The following is a 19,031-nucleotide window of genomic DNA, read 5'->3' on the forward strand; positions in this document are numbered from 1 at the left end:
GCGGGATAGGCGCGACAGTCTACGCATACCGTGCATGGTTTCTGTGAACCCGCAGTCCACGGCGGTTGCACTCAACCGGCCTAGCCGCCATCGCTGTTGAGCGAGGCGGCTTGGCGGAGTGCGTCTTCTGGATCAGTGGGCGGGGGGTGTGATCGAAACGGAGAGAGGCTTGGGGGCCGCGGCGTCGGTCAGCGAGCCGGCCCCACGGATTCGGTCCCAGATCGGGGTGGCCCGGTTGCTGGGGTCGAGACCGTGGCGTACGGCCTGCTGGTGGACTGCGGCGAGCATGGTGTCGTAGTCGCGGGGCGTGCCGACCTGGCCGTTCACATAGCGGTGCAGGGCGGCGATGCCGACCTCGATGATGTGGTTGCCGGTGTGCTGAAGGGCGCCGAGCAGGTCGGTGTCGAAGGACAGCCGGTGATCGGTGACCTGGGGCAGAGCGGCGGCGAGGGCGGTGCGGGTGAACGCCTTGAACCCGGCCTGGGGGTCGCTGACGTTCAGGCTGAGCAGTTCGTTGACCACCTGCGTGTAGAGCAGGGTGGCCGGCGTGGGGCCGGCAGGCGGGTAGTAGCCGTGCGAGTCGGGCCTGCGTCGCGACCCGATTACCGCCCCGGCTCCGGAGCGGGTCAGCGCTTCGAGGTGCAGGCCCAGTTGGTCCAGGGGGTAGGTGAGGTCCAGGTCGGTGTAAGCAAGGGTCGTGTGGCCGGCGGCGTGCAGCTGATTGAGGCCCCACAGCACCGCTCCGCCCTTGCTGCTTGTCACATCCGCTCGGTGCGCGATGGTGATGCTGATCCGGGGGTGGGAGCCGGTCAGTTCCGCGGCGGCCTGTGCGGAGGCGCTGTCGGGGGCCTCGTCGATGAGCAGCAGGTGCGCGCGGGCGTCGGGTCGGGTTTCGAGGAGCCAGGCGAGCTGTGCAGTCTTTGCGGCCAGGGCGTCGAGTCCGTCGGGGTTGTCGGGTGAGGCGGGGGCGAGCCGTCCGGTCTCGGAGCGCATGGGGATGACGATGCCGACGTCGGGTGTCTGGGTGAGGGTGAGGAGCGCCGCTTTCGAGCGGGCTGCCTTGAGCGCGGCGATCAGGCCGTGGATGTGCAGGGCTCCGGGGATCTTGTGCCGGCTGTTCTTGGCGTGGGCTTGAACGAAGGTGATGAGCAGGGCGTCGTCGAAGTGCGGCAGCGGGCTGTGCCCGAGGTGGCCGGTGAGGTGGTCCGCGATGGTGTGCAGCAGGGCACGTCCTGCCGGGTCGGAGGCCCAGCACCGCTCGGGGGTGGGCGCGGGGTCTTCGGTGTAGTGGGTGCGGACGTGCTCAACGAGAAGGTCGTACCCGGCGATCAGCGCCCGTTGGCTGGGGTCCCAGGTGGAGCCGTCTGTGGTGGTGGCGGCCTTCTGCCAGGCCGGTGACCAGACCTGGGGTTGCCGACTCGCGGCGCGAGCGGCGGCTCGAAGCTGCTGCCAGCGGGCCTGGACGCCGGGCCAGGGGCAGTCGGGCACCGCGTCGGCGGCGAGCGTGTCCGGGGCGAGGAGGGCGACTGCCAGGGCGCGTCCGGCGTTCTGCGGGGTGTCGGCGGCCTCGGCGAGCGCTTCGAACCAGAGCGCGGCGGCCAGGGTGAGGCCGCCGGTGTGCTGGGCGAGAGCGGCGATTGTCTCCTCGCGGCGGGCGGCGAGTTCGGTGCCGATCCGGGTGCGCCGTGTGCGTTCTCTCGCACGGGCGGCGGCCTGGTCGAGGTCACTCTCCGGGATCTGTGCCGCGCTGCGGGCCTGGATGAGGGCCCCCAGGGCTGCGTCGGCGGGCCCGGTCAGGACGGGGGCGGCGAGCAGGGGCGCGAGGAGGTCGTTCAGCGCCTGGGGGTTCACGGTGGCGGCGGCTTCGGCGAAGCGGGGGCTGGCCAGGAACCGGTGGTCGATCGTTTCGGGGCGGTGGGCGAGCTGGGCCATGGTGCGGGCGAAGGTGTGACACCCGGCGGCCGGGCCGGGGAAGAGCAGGTTCTTGAGCCGGGCCGTGGCCGGCCTGGACGCTGGGCGGTGGGCGACCAGCAGGGCGAGTGCCGCGGGGGGCAGGTCGGTCCGGGCTTCCAGGGCGGTGGTGATCTGGTCGGCCGCCTCGGGTGCGCGAACGTTGAGGAGGGAGCGGATGGTGGCCGGGTCGGGTAATGCCTGGTGGGCCAGCCGGATCGCGAGTTCGGCGTCCGCACGGTACGTACGGCCGGTGAGCAGCGGGGACTGGGCCAGTGGCAGGTAGGTGCGCGGTGCGGGGAGGGTGGTCATGCGGAGAGCCTTCCGGCGACGAGGTCGGCGGCCTGGCGGGCCGTGTGGACGGGGTGGAGGAGGTTCTGGCGCAGGAACGTGCGCTCGAACGGGCTGAGGTCGGCGTGGACGACGACGGTGGAGGGGGTGATGTCGACCGGCGTCCCTTCCCGGTCGATGCGGGCTAGGAGCTGGCGGACGGTCTCCTCGTCAGGGCTCTGGCTGGCCGCGCACACGTCGTGCTGGGCGGTGGGGCAGCGCAGGCGGCAGTTGGTCTGGGGCAGGTCGTAGTGGCCGTTGTAGTCGGGGATGTGGCTGCCGCGTTCGACGGATCGGCCGCAGGAGGAGCGCTTGAGGACGGCCGGTCGTTCGTTCGCGGGGACATCGGCGTACACCTCGTCGAACGCGGTCATGATGCGTTTCTCGGTGGCGCCGGTCAGCAGCTTCTTTCCCGGGGTGAACGACCCGCTGGGCAGCGGCAGGCCGTAGGACATGAAGGAGTGGACGTGGTCGTCACCGAACTTGAGGCCCCCGAGGACTATGGTGCGGGCACCTGCCTCTTTGAAGGTTTCCCAGACGTGGCGCAGGTGGGCGTCGGTGGTGTTGATGCCCTCGGCGATCGGCCGGTAGTAGGCGAGGGTGTTGATCCGGTCCGACGTCAGGATGCGGCGCAGGAAGTCCAGACGCCGTTTGCGGTTGGGCGGTTCGATCGCCTCGGGCATCGCGGCGTAGCAGACGTTGACGTCGAGGTCGACGTTGACGAGGGACTCCAGGCATGCGATCTGCTCGTCGGACAGCGTGTACTTGGTGATGCAGGAGACGCGGTTGGTCAGTCCCAGGCGGTCCAGGAGCTGCAGGGCGGCCCACGTTCTGGGCCACAGCTTGGGCAGGAACGCCTCGCTGGTGGACATGTGCAGACCGATCGGGGTGACGTGCGGGGTGAACCAGGGGTGGGCGAGCAGACGCTCGACTGCCTGGTCCGCGGTCAGGAACCCGGTGGGTTCCCACGACCCGAGGTAGCCGTCGACGGTGTCGCCCTCGCGCCGGTAGCAGTAGGCGCACATCAGCGGGCAGCCGATTCCGAAGTCGACCGAGACCCCGCCCTTCATCTGCGACACCATGTAACTGGTGTTCAGACCGTCGGGGCCGGCCATCGCCTGGGTGGCGGCGATCTCCTGGGCGGTGGCGACCGGCTTGAAGCCGTCGGACAGCGTGGCCTTCAGCGCGAGGGGGGCGTCGGGGGTGCCGACAATGCCGGGGTAGGCGAAGGTGCAGCGGAGCACGAAGTGCAGCGCGTCCACCTGGTCCGGACTGAGTTGGTGGCGGGCCGTGAGTGGGCGCAAGGTCCGGGAGGGCAGTTCCTGCAACGGGATGCGGCGGCCGGTCACTTCGTGGAGCAGCCGCTGCTCGACGACGTCGGCCAGGGCGAGTTCCAGCTTCCCGTCGCACAGGCGGCGAGCGGTGGTAACCACCGGGTACGGGTTCGCGATGTCCAGGGCACTCTGCAGAGCCTGGGCGGCGTCCGGGCGGAGTCCTCGGTCATGAAGGACCCGAGGGCCAGCGGCGATGAGCCGGGCCATGGCCTCGGCGGTGGGCGGCGTGGCGTGCGTGGTCACAGCAGTACCTCCGTGGAGTTGTCGGTGCGGTCGTCGTGGCGGGTGGTCCAGGCGGGTGGCGGGTGCACGTGCGGGTCGCCGGCGGCCACGAGGGCGGCCAGATCCGGTTCGGCCAGGCTGATGCCCCGGGTGGCGGCGTGGTCGCGATGGGACCAGACACGTTCCCCGGGCAGCCGGGCGCCGTGCTCGCTGAGGGCAAGGGCGACTTCGGCGACGGCAGCGGCGAGCTGACCGCCGGTACCGAGACGGGCAGGGTCGATGGCCAGGCACAGCAGACCCCGGCCTTCGTTCCCGCAGGGCAGTGCGGGGCTTCCGGTCAGCGCGCCGACCAGCAGCTCCAGCACGATGACCAGCGCCTGAGCCCGTTGGCCGGACGGCAGCAGGACGGCGGCCCGAACCGGGTCGCGGGTCGGCTGCCCACCTTGGTCGAGCGCGCAGCCTTCGGGCAGCTGACGACCGGTACGGGCATGCTCGTGCAGGCGGCCCCAGGACATGGATCCGGCGGCCATATCCAGCAGCACCGGCCGCTGCGGGTCGGGACCGGGAACGGCTACAGCCAGCGCCGAGTTGCCCAGCAGCGCCGTCCCCGGCCCGCCCAGGACGGCCACGCTGGGCCCGGACGTCTGCGTGGCCAGCACCCCGACCAGCCCACGCCGGGCCAGCTGCGCTGCCCCCACACCGAGGGCGCCGGCATGGCCGGCGTTACGCACGATGACGAGCGCGACGCCCTGGCGGCGCGCCTCGGTGGCCGAGAACGAGACGGCGTGTTCCACGGCCAGCGCACCCGGTGCCCGGTCCGCGTCCAGGACCAGGCAGCCGGCCCCGGCCGGTCGGCGGATCATCTTCGGCCGGGCTGTCAGGCGTCCGGAGCGCAGCTTGGCCACATACCCGGGAGCGAGCCTGCTGCCGTGACCGACAACACCCCTGAGGTCGGCCTCTACCTGCGCGGCGGCCACTGTTCGCGCCCCGAGCCTGGTCATTCCCGCCGCCAGGTACAGGCGGATCAGGTAGTCGGCCAGCTCTTCGGGGCGCACCGTTATCGCCATGTCGTTCCTCCCACGGGGACATCGGCAGGGCCGGGAGCCCGGCCGCCCAGCACGAGGTCCGCCACCGACTCGGCGCTGGAGCGGTGCGGGCTGAACGCCGCGACCAGGACATCGGCCGACGAGCCGACCAAGTCGTCCGGATCACCGAAAGCGACCTGGACGACCACACGCCCGGCACCGGCCCACCGGGCCGCCTCGGCCGCCGCGCCGCCGCCCGTGTCGTACCCGTAGACCACGACCGTGCCGGAGCCCGGCGGTATGGCAGAACCCGGGCTGACAGAGGTCACCGGCCTGTGCCTGGTAAGAGAGCCGGGCAGATGATCCGGGGCCCGGCGGGCACTGTCGGCCCGGCGCTCCCCGGTGTCCGGTACGCGTACCGCAAGCACCGGTTCAGTGGAGGAGAGCGGGAGGACGTGGCGACCGCGGACCACGGCCACCGATCGGCCTGCGATACGCAGGGCCGCGTGCTCGGCCGCCGCGTTCGCCTCATCCCATGAGGGAAGGACAGCGTCGGCTCCGAGACCGTAGGCGTGGTGCAGTGCCCGCACACGGGCCGCGGCCTCTTCGATCCGGTCCTGACTCACCCGGTGTTCACGCACCGCGTCCCACAGGGCCCGGGCGACGAGCGCGCGGCGCCGCACGCCGGCCGCTCGTTGGGCGAAGTCCTGGTGGCCGCGGGAGATCTCGCTGTCCAGCATCACGATGTCCACGCCGGCGGCAACGGCTGCCACCGCTGCTTCGCTGAGCCCGCCGAACGGCTGGTGCACCGCAGGGATCGACAGGTTCTCGCTGACGATCACGCCCGTGAAGCCGAGATCGTCCCGCAGCATTCCAAGGACGCGTGGTGACGCGAGCGCGGGCCGGTCGTCAAGGGCCCGCACGGTGTGACTGCCTGCCATCACGCACGCCACCCCGGCCTCCACCGCAGCCCGGAAAGGCAGCAGCACTCCACGGGGGAGCCGTTCGGTGACGGGGGAGCCATGGTGGGGGTCCACTGTGATCCCGCCCAGTCCCGGAAAATGCTTGGCCGTCGCTGCGACTCTGCCGCCCTGCAGGCCCCGGACGTAGGCCGCCGCCATAGCGGCCACGGCTTCCGGGTCCGAGCCGAAGGATCGCGTTCCGACCGCCGGCACGGACGGCCACGTCGCCAGATCGCACACCGGCGCCAGATTCCAGGTCAGTCCCGCAGCCCGCAGCTGGCCCGCGACGACCGACCCGGCCAGCTCGGCCGCCTCCGGGTTCCGGCCCGCACCGAGAGCGAGGTTGGCGGGAAGCTGCGCCACCTGCGGCCAGTCGAGTGCGTTGAGTCGGCCCCCCTCCTGGTTCACGCTCACCAACAACGGGTACGGAAGCAGCCGTTGTGCCCCGCGCAGAGCCTGGTGGAGCGCGTCCGGGCTGGTGATCGCGTCCTTACCGATCCTCCCGGACGCCGCGCCGGCCACGCGCTCCAGCCGGGCCTCGGTGATGTCAGGGGCCAGAGGGTATCGGCCGGGACGGACGATCAGATCGATGCACGCCTTCAGGTCCGGTGTTGCTTGGGCGGTGTTTCCGGGCATGGCGGTCCTCCTCGCTCACGCGCTCGTTTGCCGGATGGGAATCAGGACGCCGGCGTCGCGGGGACGACGAGTTCGAAGCCGTCGCCGCTGGGCCGGTGTGTCTCCTCCGACAGCAGTCCGGCAACCGAGAGGATCTGCCGGGCCATCTCCTGGGGGGTGTACTGCTCCGTGTCGAAGACCAGCACCGTGCGGTGGCGGCGGCCGAGGTGGTGCAGAAGCGCCGAGTTGAAGCGACCCGCGAAGCCTTCCTCGACGCTGTTGCGGTCACCGACGTCCACGCGCTGGCGACGCAGCATCCGGGCGCGCCGCGCCTCGGGGGATGCGTGTACGTATACGGCGACGTCGAAGGCGGCGAAGTAGCGCGCGGCCCACAGAGCCAGGGCGGCCGACAGGAAGGGGCCGCCGGCCAGTCCGACGGCCATGGTGCGATCTACGTAGCCTTCCTGGACCAGGACGGCGTCGGCGCATCGCGGCGGGTCGACGCGGACCAGGAGCGCGTCCAGGGCGAACCCTCCGACGAGGTAGGCGGTGGTGATTCCGCTCGACTCGTACTGGTGGGCCAGCGGCAGCCGCTTCAGAAGCTTCTCCAGCGGGTGGTGCTCAGCGAGCATCCCTCGGTGGCGTACAGCTGCGGTCCCTTGCGCGGCACACATGGTGAGCAGAGCGTCGACCAGAGTCGTCTTACCCGACAGGTCCAGTCCGTCGATCAGGATGCGCGGCCGGCGAGAAGACCGGCCGGCTCCACCAGCGAGCCAGCGGCCAGACCGGTTGCGTCGAGCGGTGTCCCCCGGCGGGGGAGCGGAGAGTCTGGGCATGGGCGTTCCTTCACGATCTCGCGCTCCGGCATGGGAGCGCAGGGGAGAACCGTCCGGATCGAGCTGTCACCTCGGGGCGCGCGAGCCACCGACTGGTGTCTGTGGCTGTCGTTTCCTGGAGGACTTGTTCCGGCTTCGAGCGGAACCTGCTCGATGTGCGTCGAGTACAGCCCAACCTCCGTCAACGCATAAGGAGTTGCCTGTAGATGCGGGGTAGATTCGTCGTCGCTGACGGTAGAGTCGTTGTCACGGTCGATGATGGAATCGAGGCGTGGACAACCCGATCCGGCACCCGCTTGCCTACGCCAGAAAAGTCAACGATCTGTCCCAGAACGAGCTCGTCCATCTCCTGGACCGGGCCGCCCGGAAGCGCGGGCTGCGCTCTGGCGCCGACAAGACGACCATCAGCCGGTACGAGCGTTGGCTTCAGCGGCCGAACCGCGAGACGCAGCTCCTCATGGCCGATGCCGAAGTGTTCGACGTGCCTCTAGCAGACGTGGACCGGTACGGCTGGCCGGACTGGCTGCCCGGCTCGGAGATCCCGCTGCCGCTTGGGTCGGGGTACACCGTTCAAGTCCTTCGCGACGCACAGAAAGCTGCCATGGATCGCCGTACTTTCATGACCTACAGCGCAGCCGCTCTGGCCGGCCTCGGAGCCCAATGGGTCTCGATCGAACCGGACCATCTGGCCTCCGCACTCAGCGGAAGAACGACAGCCGATCACGAACTCATCGACTGGCTGGAGGAAACCAGCCGGAAACTGACTGGCCTCCCCACCGAACAGCGACAGCACACCATCAAGATGATGGACGCCCACCTGGAAACCGTGACCGACCTGATCGAAGGCGGACGCCACACCGGGACGTCTACGAAACGGCTGCACAGCCTTGCCGCATCCCTGTCCACCACATGCGGCTGGTACCGGTTCGACCAGGGGAGGCACTACGCGGCGGGAAAGCTGTGGACGGCGGCCTTGCATTCTTCCCACGCCGCGGGCGACCGCGACTTCGGGGCCGGCGTCCTCTCTGATTTCGCCTATCAGTCCAACTGGCTCGGGCAACCGAATGTCTCCGTCGACCAGCTCGGCCACGCGATTACCGGCACCCAGCACCCGACCGCCCGGTCGTTGCTGTTCCTCCGCCGGGCCAGGGCCTACGCCGCGCTCGGAGAACGCTCCCTGTGCTACCGCGATCTCTCCGACGCCGAGACAGCACTGTCTGTGCAGCCCACCGATGCGGCACCGAACTGGTGCTCATGGATGAGTCCGGCCGACCTCGCGGTCGACTCCGGTCAGTGCCTGCTCGACCTCGGCCAGCTCGCCGATGCCTCGGCGAAGATGCGCGAGGGCCTCAGCCTGCTGCCGAAGGCCCGGGGCAAGACACGCGGCATCTTTCTGACGTACCAAGCCAGAGGACTCCTGCAGTCCCGCGATATCGAGCACGCCCTCGCCGTCACGGAAGAAGCCCTCGAACTGGCGCACCGAATCGGTGCCGAACGCTGCGTGGCCCAGGTTCGCGAACTTGCGCCCGCCTTCAAGCCCTACCGGCAGGTGACGGGTGTCGATGACTTCATCGAAAAGCTCCGCGCAGCCTAACGGGTACATACGCGGTGGGACGTCGAGGTACTTGTTGGACTGTATCGACTGCCGGGCTCATGTCGCAGGGCGCGGGGCAAGGGGGCCGTTTCTTAGCCGCGGTCCTGAACGCCGTACTCGGCGATCTGGGTGCCGATGAAATGCCACGTGGGCTCTTGCTGACCGTCCGCGACAGCCCTGCCCATCAACCCCGCGAGCAGATCCAAGGCATCTTGGCTGATGTATCGATCCGGGTTGGGGGACTGGAGGTGCTGGCACAAGAGCTCCGCGTCCAGCCCTTCCTCCTGGAGATATGCGGCAAGTGCACCGACCAGCAAGAAGTTGTACACCAGAGCGTCCGTGAGCGCGTAGAGCACCAGCCGATGCCAGTTCGCCGGCCACTCGACGTGCTGGCGCGCAGCCCTGACCGCCTCGTTCAAATGGTGCTGCTCCCAGCCAACGAAGTCTTGGACGAGAGCAGTGAGCTCCGGCGGCACGACGTGAGCAGGCGTCCTCGCACCCGTCGTTGTGTTCGCGTTCTGAGCATGCGGAACCGGCGGCATGGTGTTGCGGATGTCCTGCAGCGCAGCGCGACGGCTGGCTCCTGTCAGGTCCTGCTGCCGACGAGCGGCGTTCTTGCGTGCTTGGGATGCCATGAGCGTTCCTCGCGTGCGATCCCATGACTCCACGCGGAGCTGCTGTGACTCTCCACAGTCCTCTGCTGCGATGACGCGGCGCGCCTAGGGCCTACCTGTCTCGCGGTCATGGGCCGGGAGCTCTCAGCCAGGCACCGTCGCGGCAGCTTCATGCGGCACCAGGGACTCAACGAGCCGACCTCGCGGAGGTCACGACCGCTCCCCAGCGAGGGGTGGCAGCTGGAGGGCAGCGAGCACTTCGGCGGGGCCCGGGATGCGGTAGGTCGTGCGCGGCGTGAGGATCGTGGTGCGGTGACGGTCGGGGTGTGCGACGTACGCGTCCGGTGTGCGGCCTGTCTCCGTCTGTCCTGTCCAGGGGTGCTGGAGGTGTGGGCATATGGCGAGGCCCTTGTGGTCGGGGGCGATCAGCTTCGGGCTGGTCACGATCCCCACGAAGATCATTAGCGCGACGGAGGATCACTCGATCCACTTCCGGCGGGTGCATCTGGAGGACATGGGCCGGGTCCGTACGCGCAAGGTCTGCGAGCTCGACGAGAAGGAGCTGTCGCAGGAGGAGATCGGCAAGGGCTACGAGGTCTCCAAGGACCAAGTCGTCCCGGTGACCGACCGGGAGCTGCAGGAGATGCCGCTGCCCACCGCGAAGGCGATCGAAATCGTCGCGTTCGTCGACGCCGACACCATCGACCCGGTACGGATCGGCGAGAGCTACTACCTCGGCGCGGACGGCCAGGTCGCCGCCAAGCCCTACACCCTCCTGCGCAAGGCCCTGGAGCGCTCCGACAAAGTCGCCATCGCCAAATGGGCGTGGCACGGCCGTGAGCGGCTCGGGCTCCTGCAGGTGAAGGAAGGCGCGATCGTGCTGCACGCGATGCACTGGCCCGACGAGGTCCGCAGCCCCGAATCCCTCGCGCCGAAGCCGGTGGAGCTGGACGAGTCGGAGATCGAGCAGGCCGTCCAGCTCGCCGAGTCCATGACCACCGACGACATCGCCCAGTTCCGGGACCGCTACCGCGACGCCCTGGAAGAGCTCATCGAGGCCAAGTCCGAGGGCAAGGAGCGACCAGAGCCGGCCGAGGACGGCGGGGCGGGGGAGTCCGGCAAGGTCATGGACCTGATGGCCGCCCTGAACGCCTCCGTCACCGCGGCGAAGGAAAAGCGCGGCGAGAGCGGCGAGGACGCCACCGTCCACGACATCCGGCCCCGCAAGAAGACCCCCACGAAGAAGCCGGCCGCCAAGAAGACGACGGCGAAGAAGGCCGCACCCTCGAAGTCCGCGAAGAAGCGCTCCGCATCCTGACGCTGACCGAAAGCGCCCCCCGGTACGGCGCCGGCCGACGGGGTCATACCAGCGGCAGCGCGTCCTCGGGGAGGCAGATCTGGCACGCCTCGATGTCCGGCTCGTCCAGGGCGACGGCCGCGTCGTCGGCGCTGAGGTAGCCGAAGGGGCTCTTGTAGAGGCCACAGTTCCCGCGGTGCAGGAGCGCGCCCTCGTGCGAGCGCTGCGGCTGAATCTTGAACGTGACCCGCTCCCGCTCCCGCGCCGCCCTCAGCCGTTCCTGTTCCTCCGCGGCTTCGAGCTCGCGGACGCGCTGGTCGGCGCAGCGCAGCTGCCAGGCGAGGTACTCCCGCGTGGCACGCCACTTCTCCAACGCGGATATCGAGCCGGACCCGGCCACGGTGCTCAGCCCGTCTCGCCGGCGAGCTGTTCTGCGTGGACGTGCTTGAGCGCCATCCGCGCCGCGACCACGCCCTCGCCGAGCTGCGCCCAGTACGGGTGCGTGGACACGGTCGCGCTCAGCTCCAGGAGCTCGGCCCGGTACTTGGCGACCTGCTCGCGCTGCTCGGGGGTGTAGCCGGGGCTGTCGGGCTTGGCGGAGCGGTAGCCGGACTGGGGCTGCGCGTCTGTTTCCCAGCCGGGGAGCGGCTCGGCCGACCACGGCAAGGTCTTGGCGTACTCGTCGTAGGCGGCACGGGTGCGGTGAAGAGCGAGCTGCGCGTCGCGCAGGTCCTGGGGGAAGTCGTACGTGGACACACTCGAATAGTACGACTGTTCGAATTTGGTTTGCGAGGGGCACGCTGGCGCCGCCGCCTGCGCTCACCCGGACGGCCCCGCTTGCCCGGTTCGCGCGGTGGTCAGTCCGGCGACGTGGCTAGCGTCGTGGCGACGGAGCGCCTCTCCAGTCCCTGCGCCAAGAGCGTCATCTCCACGAAGGTGCCTATGAGGCCCTCCCCACTGAGATCGGCCGCCGCCAGCCGGGCCTCGCCCAGGGACAGGCCGTTCATCTCCCGCAGCGCACGCAGAACCGGTACGAGACTGCCGCCCTTGTCGGCAAGACGCAGCCGAACCGCCCCGTGCTCAGCCAGCAGCGCCTGCCTGACTTCCTGGGGAGCCGGCCCTGTACCCGTCTCGCACCACCCCTCGGGGCACTTCTGACACCGCCCCTCGATGCCCCAGCGCAGCTGGCCCCGTTCGGTGAACTGGCCGACGTCACGCACCAGCACACCGCCGCACGCAGCACACCGCGAAGTGACCTGCACTCCCTGGGTGATCACCAGGCACCTCCCCGTCTTACTGACCTGCCTGATCCTGCCGCACGGACACGCGCCTGACCTGCGCGGCCCACGGATAGATCCCCGGTCGCCGGGGCTGGCACCGATATGGCACCACCGGCCGCTCACATGCAGTCATTGCATCGTTCGTCCCGGCCGTGCCCGGCTTCCGCCCGGTGCTGCCCCTTCAGGACCCAGAACGCGTTCTTGTACGCCTGCCGGACCCGGAGGCATTCCTCCCGCTCTTCGTCGTTCAGGTGTGACCAGCAGGCTCCGGGGTCGTCCGCGCCGTATCCGCGTGGCCATTCCGCGGCCTGCCGTCCGCACGGGCGGTGGTCATTCCGGCGGCGTACAGACGTCGGTTTCGTGCCGTCCAGTTGCCCGCCCCAGGGCGGGGAGGGGAAGCGCACCCAGTCGCGAGGCAGCACCCGCATCCGGCCGGGTGCCGGGAGTGAGGTGTCCAGGTGGACCCGTGCGGTGCAGGCCGCCTGTCCGGGCAAGTCCCGGATTGTGGGAGGGCCGCTCGAGGTCCAGGTCCGTGCGAGGAGCTCGGCGATCTGCAGGAGGGCTTCCTCGTCGGTTGCGACGATGTCGACGTAGCCGGTCCCGGGCCCGGATAGATGCCGCGCGATGTGGTCTTTCATGCCCTGACAGACGGTTGTCGTCCCGCCGGCGTTACGGGCCGGGTCGGGGCCTCACCCAGAAGAAGACGAGAGGGCGCAGGACCACGCCGCGCGGTGTCCCGCCGACGCCACTTTGATGTCACTGGTTCGGGTAATTCGGTGCCGCGGGGGTGAAGCGGTGGTGGCGTCGCTTGGCGCTTGCCATGCGCCGTTTTGATGCTCCTGTGTCAAAAAGGCTGACGCGTCTCCTCGATAGAGCGGCGCCGAGCATGCGTCACCTGACAGCGGGGAGCCGTCCAAACTCGGTGGTTACGAGCAAGAGGCGGTTCGCCGTCGGGGTGGGCATGGACGCCGGCGCTTACCGCTCGATTCGCAGTGAAATCCGGACGCGTACTGTCCTGTGCTGATCGAAGTTGATCGAGATGTTTAGTGCGACAAGAATGAATTTTCACGGGACCCTCTACGGCCCGGAACGCCCCCGCTGGGGGAGTACTTTCGTGTCTGGGCTCCACGATTGGGGCCCGCCTGGAGCAGTGGTTGCATCACGACTCCGGGGACGAATAGCACGAAGGAAACAAACAAATGCTCGAACCAATTCGCCGAGGGTGCGTGCAGCAGCCCTCCGGGCAATTTCACGGTACCAGTTTCAACATCGGTTCCGTAGGGATTCACGCGGTTCCCGAACGGCAGGCCGTGGTCCGGCTGTGCGCGCCGCTCGCGGCCTTCGTCGTGGTCTGGACCGTGGTCACAGGGACCGTCGTGGACGTGAACGAGTCGGCCTTCATCGTGACGATGCTGGGCTTTGCCTGGCACGCCGGTGTGCTCGTCACCTGGGGCCCGGGAAGGTAGTTCCGCTCTATAGGCCCCGCGCCCTGCGCGCGGGGCCTTCGCGGTTGCCCCAGCGCGCGCGGAACCACTTACGTGTGCTGGTGCTGCGACCCTGCATGCATGAGGAGCACCTCATTCTCTTCACCTATCGATCAAGTGTGCCGTCATGTGGCCCGTGGCGTCATTCGTCGGTGCGGCCCAGGTGTGCGGCGACTGTGTCGGACCTCGGCTTCGTGGCCTTCTCTGAACGCAACCTTCCTCGATACGCCCGCTACACCAGCGCCCGCCTCGCGAAGAAGGCGGATGCCGCCGGCGCCGTGCTGGCCGCGTTGGCGTATGCCCGCGAGGACTGGGACTGGCTGTTGGGGCAGCCGAGCCCCGCGGCGGATGTGTGGGACGAACTTCGCCACCAGGTGCGGTGCTTGGCCCGTGTCGGCGCCGCGCCCGACCCGGACGTGACCGCCATCTACGAGGGTCTGCCCGAGGCAAGTGCGGACAGTCTGTTGCTGTGCCGTCGCCTCGGGCTGGCCGTTGGTGAGGCGGCTGAACTCATGGGAGTGGAGAAGTCCGTGGTGCATGCGGGCCTGGCCGTCGCCCGCCGGAACCTTCCGTATCTGACCTGACATTGGCGCACTTGGCGCACAAGCGGACGCTACCCGCGTGCACGTTCCCCGGTGAAGCACTCCTGCGCGCTACAAATCGCCACCTCACGCCACCCTTCTCCTTGATTGATGGTGGTGAACGGTGTGATGCCCTCCTAGGATGGGCAACTCCACTGTGGACGCCGCAATCAGCAAGGGGTCAGGTGTGGCGGAAGAGGAGTCTGTGGTCGATCTGTCCGTGCCCAGCGCTGCCCGGATGTACGACTGGTTACTTGGAGGCAGCAACAACTTCGAGGTGGACCAGACGGCTTGCGAGCTGTTGCTTCGCGTCGCGCCTACCTCACGCGAGATTGCCCGAAACAATCGCTGGTTCCTTCAACGCGTGGTCGAGGCCATCGCTAAGGAACATGGGATAAGGCAGTTCATCGACTTCGGCTCCGGTCTTCCGACCCAGCGCAACGTGCATCAGATCGCCCAGGAGGCCGATCCGGAGGCTCGTGTCGTCTACATCGACAACGACCCCGTTGTCCTGGCGCTCGGGCAGTCGCTGCTCAACGAGAACGACAGGACTGCCATTCTCCCGGTGGACATGACGGACACTGAGACGATCTTCGCCCACAAGGAACTGAAGCGACTCATCGACTTCTCCGAGCCGGTGGCCGCGCTGTTCGTCTCCGTCCTGCACTGTTTGCCCGACAGCGCAGGCCCCGCGCAACTCGTCCACCGAGTGGTTGAGCGTCTCGTTCCCGGCAGTTGCGTCGTGGTGTGCCAGTTGGTCAGCGACGACCCGCAGGTCCGTGATGATGTCACCGAACTCATGCGGGTCCAGACGCACGGCAACTGGGGCCGCGTGCGGGAGAAGCGCGATGTCGAAGCGATCTTCGAAGGGCTCATCAAGGCGGAGCCAGGTCTTGTCGATGTAACCGACTGGCGACCTGACTCCGAGCTCCAGCAACGCCAACGCAGTATCGAGTGGACGGAGTACGGCGGGCTGGGCATCGTGCCGCCCCGGGACTAGGTAGCCGGCAGCGGCAGGCTGCTAGGAGTAACGGCGGATCGCTTCTTCCAGCATGCGGCGGCTCTGCTGGGGCGACGCACAGGCTTCGCCCTGAATGCGCAGGAGCAGCTGCAGGTGGCTCTCGTACTCCATGTCCTTCTGCGACCAGGGCCGGGCGCGTTCGTCGTGGCTCCGTTCGGGCTTGACGTGGTAGTCAGCAGACCCGTAGTGCTCGGCATACACCATGTCAGGAGGGCCGTCGCTGCCGAACTTGAGCTGTGCCATTGAGCCAGCCATGGCGGCCTCGTTGCCGGCAATCATCGCGTCGAGCAGGACGAACCGAATGACGATGTGCGGCAGGTCGGCGAGTTCGCGCATGTGAACCATTTGGGCCCGCATCACTTCGTCGGGCCCGGCGCGACGGACCAGAACCGACTCGTCCATCAAGAAGATGGCAGTGGGAGGCTCAGCCTGTCCGAGAACACGCTGCTGCCGCTCGACGCGCTGGGCGAGCCGCAGTTCCATCTTCTCGCCGTCCCACTCCCGACGGTGCAGCCCCGTGCGGATGACGCAGGCGGCGTACTCAGGCGTCTGGAGGAGTCCGGAGACCAGCCGCACGTCGTAGAGCGTGAGATCGATTGCCATCGACTCCAGGCCCAACAGGCGCTTCAACCAGTCGGGGGTGAGGTCGGCGAACCGCGATTGGAACCACTCCGGTTCCTCCGTGCGGGCGACCAACACCCTCCACAGATCGCGCGTCTTGTTATCGACCTTCAGGGCGTCGGCCGCCCCTTCGACCGTACGGCGTTGTGGGCTCTTCTCACCCTTTTCGAGGCGGCAGACGGTCGTTGTGGAGACGTGAATCGACTTCGCCAGCTCCTGCTGCCGCAGGCCGACCGCTTCACGGTGAGCCTTGACGGACAGGCCCAGCATGATGGCGGCGGCCGTCGTCGTCGTGGCTGGCCCGGCTGCCGGCCGGGCCAGACGCATGATGGGAATAGGGTCCGAGGACACACTCTCTCCTTAGCGGGCGGTCATATGTCCATCATGGCACGCCTGAGAGAATGGTGACGCCCAAACTTTCGTTCCCTGCCTACCTGTTGTGGGTGAACAGCCCATTGAAGTCGCCTTGCCGGACGCCTTCGATGAAGGCGTCCATCTCTTCGGCGGTGAAGATCAGGGCGGGGCCGGTGGCGTCAGTGGAGTTGGCCATCGCGTAACCGCCATTCGGGAGTGCGGCGACTTGTACGCACATACCATTGGCCTCAGATTTGCGGCTCTTGATCCAAGCCGCTTTGACGAGGTTAGCAGGCATGCCGTTCGTAAACTGCTGCATCGGCGGCAATCCCTCTCTGTTCGATAATCCCATTAGTCCTGCTCGTTTCTGGCCGTCTGTAAGGCCGTGCAGGTCGGGCGGGTATGAAATCCCGTCATGAAATTTCATGCCCTGCTTGAAAGGGATGTTAGCCTCTGGAAATCGAACACCGCCGTCCCACTAATGGGTGGACCGGTCTGAGGCCGGCCGGTGCGGCGTGCCTGCCGGGTGCCTCCGGTCAGCGGACTTCATCGCGGACTTGCGAGAGCGCCTGCACGGCCGGGTTGAGGACCGTGTCGTCCAGCGCGGACCGAGTGCTGGCTGCGTTGGGGGAAGCGGTGCTCGACTGGGAGAGATTCGTCGTCTCCCGGGAGACCCTGGTGGAGGTTTTCGCTGGCCCGGATGGTGCCAAGGTGGCAGACCTGCGGGTGCCCGGAGATCTTGAACCGTCGCCGTCGGGTGCGGTGTCGGGGGCGGTGATGCCCGCATGGTGTGAAGGGTTCGTGGTGGCAGTGCTGTCGTCGAAGTGCCGGCGGATCATAACGGTCCTGACCGCCGCGGAAGGGGCGCTGTCCTGCAGGGAGCTCGCTGACCAGGTCGGTGGCCAGCGCTTGAGCTTTGCCCGTGTCGAACCCTCCCGGTTGCTGCCCGGCGGACCAGGATGGGTACCGTGAACGAGCAGCTCGCCTATCGTCAGGCCCGCGATCTCCAGGGTGCAGCCTGTGTCACCACCGCGGATCTGGAGCGATACCTCGGCCAGATCCGCATGGATGTCCACAGTCTGAGGGGCGGCCTGGCCCAGGCCCTCATGCACATCTACGCGGGCACACCGCTCCCTCTTGGGACGGCTGAGCTTCCTTACCCGCAGGACGTGGTGGAGCGCAGGCTGCTCGACGACATCATGCGCGGGCCCGATCCGGAGGAGGGACTGCCGGGGGGCCTTGTCCGCGACCCGGCTTTGGGGAACGCTCTGCGTCTTACTATGCGTCTGCTGGAGGACACCGCGAACGCCGCCGCTCTCGTCAGCTCTCTGCTCTCCCGCCCTGTCCACCTCCAGGAGGGCACCCTGTCTCCCTGGTGAGCCCCCCAGCAGCCCTCTCGCCGCCAATCTCCCGTCCCAGGCTGGCGGTCGTCCAGAGCGGAGGTCGGCGCCCAGCCCGGAAGTTTCCCACGCAGACCGCACCCGCCGCGGAGCGGGCCGTACCCCCGACCGTGCTCCAGCAGGGCGCTGGGGTCAGCGCGTACGACTGGGCTGGTGGCTGGCGCTGGTCGCGGCAGATACGGACGGTGGAGCGGCTGTGGTGCTTGTCAGACGCTGGTGGCCCGCGGCTGGCCCATGTCGAGCACCGGTTTCGTAGGCGAGGATTTCGGAGAGGTCGGCCAACAGCAGGCTGGGCGTGTACGGGGACGGTGAGGGTCCAGGCGGGGTGGTCGGGGTCCGGGCCGCCCCAGATGGTCCAGGTGGCCAGGTTCTGAGTCGGTCGCTGGGCTGCGAAGGCATCGAACTTGACCCCTGCGTCTCCTGTGTGGGACGTCCAGCGGATCCCTTGCCCGTCCACGGTGTGGCTCCATCCGGCTTCGGAGAGGGGGCGAGTGGAGGCGGTCACGGTCTTCTCGCCTACAGGGGAGCCCAGAACGGTGTCCGAGATGTCGGCATCGGCGAGGTGACTCAGAAGGCCGCGCAGCAGGGGGGGCGGGGTGGCGCTGGTGGTGGTGAGGACCCACATGCGGTCGGAGACAGGGGTCTCGTACGCGGCCACGGTCCACACCGTTTCGTGTGCGCCGGTTTCGTGGACGTGCTCGATGCGCAGAGTCTGGTCCTCATGGATGGCGTGGGTCGTGTCGTCGGACCAGGTGCGCCATTTTTCCCACTCTCCATGCGAGTCGAGAAACTCGTTCAGGAGTGCTTCGTGGTTGCCCGCCACGGCAGCGTGCGCGTCTACGAGCGTGGTTGCCGCCACCGGCGTCGTCGGCGCATCGGCCGTACCCGGTAGCGAGGTGCGAGTCCGTTCGGCTTCGCGCTCGGTGCTGGTGGCTGGTGCCGGGCCGGGGCGTACGGCGTCGCCGTAGAGGCGATCAAACTCGGTCATGGCTTCCACGGGGTTGTCGTACCGCGTCGATTCGGTGCGCAGGTGGTTTTCCCCGTGGAGGTGGACGCTTGGGCCGTGGAGGTAGGTGCCGACGGCGACGGTGGTCCAGCCGTCGTGGGCGTGGGCGTGGATGATCAGGCGCCCGTGCCGGATGTCGTCGTATATTTTCTGGGCGTCGTTGGAAACCTCGCGGACCTCCTCGCGTGAGCACCAGGGCATGGGGTAGTTGGCCCACGTCCATTCGGTGTCGATCTCCTCGCGCAGTTCGGGGGTGATGTCCACGGTGAGGTTCTCGGCTCGCAGGGCGCGTGCGGCTTGCTCGGCATAGTGCGGTTCCTCGCTGTCGATGCGTGCCATGACCATCGTCTGCTCGTCCAGCGGCTCGAAGCCGTGGAGGGTGAGAAGGGCGTGGAGCGTGCGGGTGGGCGTGCCCGTGATGGTGGCGGTGACGGCGCTGGAGTGTTCCTGGTACAGGTCGAGGCGGATGTGAGGGGCGGCTTCGGGGTGCGGCAATCTGGTCTCG

At 68.4% G+C, this 19,031-nt stretch carries 20 protein-coding genes; 7 read left to right on the top strand and 13 right to left on the bottom strand.

Features of this window, described 5'->3' with window-relative positions:
- Nucleotides 1-132: 132 nt before the first annotated feature.
- The 5 genes from ACN6LM_RS00585 to ACN6LM_RS00605 are packed head-to-tail and all read right to left on the bottom strand — an operon-like array spanning nucleotide 133 to nucleotide 7,070.
- Nucleotides 133-2,262 carry a hypothetical protein gene (locus ACN6LM_RS00585; RefSeq protein ID WP_445063242.1) on the bottom strand — a complete coding sequence of 710 codons (2,130 nt, stop codon included), beginning with the start codon at nucleotides 2,260-2,262 and terminating at the stop codon, nucleotides 133-135.
- Nucleotides 2,259-3,857: a hypothetical protein gene (locus tag ACN6LM_RS00590; RefSeq protein WP_445063243.1), complete on the bottom strand. Its 1,599-nt coding sequence runs from the start codon at nucleotides 3,855-3,857 to the stop codon at nucleotides 2,259-2,261. The genes ACN6LM_RS00585 and ACN6LM_RS00590 overlap by 4 nt, the downstream gene beginning before the upstream one ends.
- The gene (locus ACN6LM_RS00595; RefSeq protein WP_445063244.1) at nucleotides 3,854-4,903 is read right to left on the bottom strand and encodes an Ldh family oxidoreductase; all 1,050 of its coding nucleotides are present in this window, start codon (nucleotides 4,901-4,903) and stop codon (nucleotides 3,854-3,856) included. The genes ACN6LM_RS00590 and ACN6LM_RS00595 overlap by 4 nt, the downstream gene beginning before the upstream one ends.
- The gene (locus ACN6LM_RS00600) at nucleotides 4,894-6,459 is read right to left on the bottom strand and encodes a glycoside hydrolase family 3 N-terminal domain-containing protein (RefSeq protein ID WP_445063245.1); all 1,566 of its coding nucleotides are present in this window, start codon (nucleotides 6,457-6,459) and stop codon (nucleotides 4,894-4,896) included. Before ACN6LM_RS00600 ends, ACN6LM_RS00595 begins: the two co-directional genes overlap by 10 nt.
- Before the next feature lie 41 nt (nucleotides 6,460-6,500).
- Nucleotides 6,501-7,070: a hypothetical protein gene (locus tag ACN6LM_RS00605; protein ID WP_445063246.1), complete on the bottom strand. Its 570-nt coding sequence runs from the start codon at nucleotides 7,068-7,070 to the stop codon at nucleotides 6,501-6,503.
- A gap of 475 nt (nucleotides 7,071-7,545) precedes the next feature.
- On the opposite strand from ACN6LM_RS00605, the gene ACN6LM_RS00610 reads away from it, so the two are divergent.
- The gene (locus ACN6LM_RS00610) at nucleotides 7,546-8,868 is read left to right on the top strand and encodes an XRE family transcriptional regulator (RefSeq protein ID WP_445063247.1); all 1,323 of its coding nucleotides are present in this window, start codon (nucleotides 7,546-7,548) and stop codon (nucleotides 8,866-8,868) included.
- A 92-nt stretch (nucleotides 8,869-8,960) separates the two neighbouring features.
- Here ACN6LM_RS00610 and ACN6LM_RS00615 read toward each other — a convergent pair whose 3' ends face one another.
- Nucleotides 8,961-9,503: a hypothetical protein gene (locus ACN6LM_RS00615; RefSeq protein WP_445063248.1), complete on the bottom strand. Its 543-nt coding sequence runs from the start codon at nucleotides 9,501-9,503 to the stop codon at nucleotides 8,961-8,963.
- Between the two features lie 376 nt (nucleotides 9,504-9,879).
- Here ACN6LM_RS00615 and ku point away from each other — a divergent pair, with 376 nt between their 5' ends.
- A complete protein-coding gene (ku, locus tag ACN6LM_RS00620) occupies nucleotides 9,880-10,800 on the top strand; it encodes a non-homologous end joining protein Ku (protein WP_445063249.1) in 921 nt (306 codons plus the stop codon).
- 43 nt (nucleotides 10,801-10,843) lie between these two features.
- Here ku and ACN6LM_RS00625 read toward each other — a convergent pair whose 3' ends face one another.
- The 4 genes from ACN6LM_RS00625 to ACN6LM_RS00640 all read right to left on the bottom strand — a co-directional run bounded on the left by ACN6LM_RS00625 (nucleotide 10,844) and on the right by ACN6LM_RS00640 (nucleotide 12,697).
- A complete protein-coding gene (locus ACN6LM_RS00625) occupies nucleotides 10,844-11,152 on the bottom strand; it encodes a DUF6233 domain-containing protein (RefSeq protein WP_445063250.1) in 309 nt (102 codons plus the stop codon).
- A 32-nt stretch (nucleotides 11,153-11,184) separates the two neighbouring features.
- Nucleotides 11,185-11,535: a hypothetical protein gene (locus tag ACN6LM_RS00630; protein WP_445063251.1), complete on the bottom strand. Its 351-nt coding sequence runs from the start codon at nucleotides 11,533-11,535 to the stop codon at nucleotides 11,185-11,187.
- A 101-nt stretch (nucleotides 11,536-11,636) separates the two neighbouring features.
- On the bottom strand, nucleotides 11,637-12,056 hold the full coding sequence (locus ACN6LM_RS00635) for a hypothetical protein (RefSeq protein WP_445063252.1): 420 nt from the start codon (nucleotides 12,054-12,056) through the stop codon (nucleotides 11,637-11,639).
- A 122-nt stretch (nucleotides 12,057-12,178) separates the two neighbouring features.
- Nucleotides 12,179-12,697 (bottom strand): DUF6207 family protein, encoded by a 519-nt coding sequence (locus ACN6LM_RS00640; protein ID WP_445063253.1) that lies wholly within the window; start codon nucleotides 12,695-12,697, stop codon nucleotides 12,179-12,181.
- A 588-nt stretch (nucleotides 12,698-13,285) separates the two neighbouring features.
- Here ACN6LM_RS00640 and ACN6LM_RS00645 point away from each other — a divergent pair.
- From ACN6LM_RS00645 to ACN6LM_RS00655, 3 genes are all read left to right on the top strand, one after another.
- Nucleotides 13,286-13,525, top strand: a complete 240-nt coding sequence (locus tag ACN6LM_RS00645) for a hypothetical protein (RefSeq protein ID WP_445063254.1) — start codon at nucleotides 13,286-13,288, stop codon at nucleotides 13,523-13,525.
- A 194-nt stretch (nucleotides 13,526-13,719) separates the two neighbouring features.
- Nucleotides 13,720-14,127 carry a hypothetical protein gene (locus ACN6LM_RS00650; protein ID WP_445063255.1) on the top strand — a complete coding sequence of 136 codons (408 nt, stop codon included), beginning with the start codon at nucleotides 13,720-13,722 and terminating at the stop codon, nucleotides 14,125-14,127.
- 139 nt (nucleotides 14,128-14,266) lie between these two features.
- Nucleotides 14,267-15,124, top strand: a complete 858-nt coding sequence (locus tag ACN6LM_RS00655) for an SAM-dependent methyltransferase (protein ID WP_445063256.1) — start codon at nucleotides 14,267-14,269, stop codon at nucleotides 15,122-15,124.
- A 21-nt stretch (nucleotides 15,125-15,145) separates the two neighbouring features.
- Here ACN6LM_RS00655 and ACN6LM_RS00660 read toward each other — a convergent pair whose 3' ends face one another.
- Both ACN6LM_RS00660 and ACN6LM_RS00665 read right to left on the bottom strand, forming a co-directional pair.
- The gene (locus tag ACN6LM_RS00660) at nucleotides 15,146-16,117 is read right to left on the bottom strand and encodes a helix-turn-helix domain-containing protein (protein ID WP_445063257.1); all 972 of its coding nucleotides are present in this window, start codon (nucleotides 16,115-16,117) and stop codon (nucleotides 15,146-15,148) included.
- Between the two features lie 79 nt (nucleotides 16,118-16,196).
- A complete protein-coding gene (locus tag ACN6LM_RS00665; protein WP_445063258.1) occupies nucleotides 16,197-16,547 on the bottom strand; it encodes a DUF397 domain-containing protein in 351 nt (116 codons plus the stop codon).
- A 209-nt stretch (nucleotides 16,548-16,756) separates the two neighbouring features.
- Between ACN6LM_RS00665 and ACN6LM_RS00670 the strand changes: the two genes are divergently transcribed.
- On the top strand, nucleotides 16,757-17,092 hold the full coding sequence (locus tag ACN6LM_RS00670; RefSeq protein ID WP_445063259.1) for a hypothetical protein: 336 nt from the start codon (nucleotides 16,757-16,759) through the stop codon (nucleotides 17,090-17,092).
- A complete protein-coding gene (locus tag ACN6LM_RS00675; protein ID WP_445063260.1) occupies nucleotides 17,089-17,499 on the top strand; it encodes a hypothetical protein in 411 nt (136 codons plus the stop codon). Before ACN6LM_RS00670 ends, ACN6LM_RS00675 begins: the two co-directional genes overlap by 4 nt.
- Here the strand turns inward: ACN6LM_RS00675 and ACN6LM_RS00680 are convergent.
- Nucleotides 17,441-19,021: a DUF317 domain-containing protein gene (locus ACN6LM_RS00680; RefSeq protein WP_445063261.1), complete on the bottom strand. Its 1,581-nt coding sequence runs from the start codon at nucleotides 19,019-19,021 to the stop codon at nucleotides 17,441-17,443. The genes ACN6LM_RS00675 and ACN6LM_RS00680 overlap by 59 nt on opposite strands.
- Nucleotides 19,022-19,031 lie beyond the last annotated feature (10 nt).

This window comes from Streptomyces sp. SAS_281, from assembly GCF_052542855.1.

Bases quoted from the DNA above. Each gene is read 5' to 3' on its own strand.
- ACN6LM_RS00605 (WP_445063246.1), bottom strand. From the start codon at position 7,070: ATGCTCGCTGAGCACCACCCGCTGGAGAAGCTTCTGAAGCGGCTGCCG.
- ACN6LM_RS00640 (WP_445063253.1), bottom strand. From the start codon at position 12,697: ATGAAAGACCACATCGCGCGGCATCTATCCGGGCCCGGGACCGGCTAC.
- ACN6LM_RS00595 (WP_445063244.1), bottom strand. From the start codon at position 4,903: ATGGCGATAACGGTGCGCCCCGAAGAGCTGGCCGACTACCTGATCCGC.
- ku (WP_445063249.1), top strand. From the start codon at position 9,880: ATGGCGAGGCCCTTGTGGTCGGGGGCGATCAGCTTCGGGCTGGTCACG.
- ACN6LM_RS00585 (WP_445063242.1), bottom strand. From the start codon at position 2,262: ATGACCACCCTCCCCGCACCGCGCACCTACCTGCCACTGGCCCAGTCC.
- ACN6LM_RS00665 (WP_445063258.1), bottom strand. From the start codon at position 16,547: ATGAAATTTCATGACGGGATTTCATACCCGCCCGACCTGCACGGCCTT.
- ACN6LM_RS00655 (WP_445063256.1), top strand. From the start codon at position 14,267: ATGGGCAACTCCACTGTGGACGCCGCAATCAGCAAGGGGTCAGGTGTG.
- ACN6LM_RS00615 (WP_445063248.1), bottom strand. From the start codon at position 9,503: ATGGCATCCCAAGCACGCAAGAACGCCGCTCGTCGGCAGCAGGACCTG.
- ACN6LM_RS00600 (WP_445063245.1), bottom strand. From the start codon at position 6,459: ATGCCCGGAAACACCGCCCAAGCAACACCGGACCTGAAGGCGTGCATC.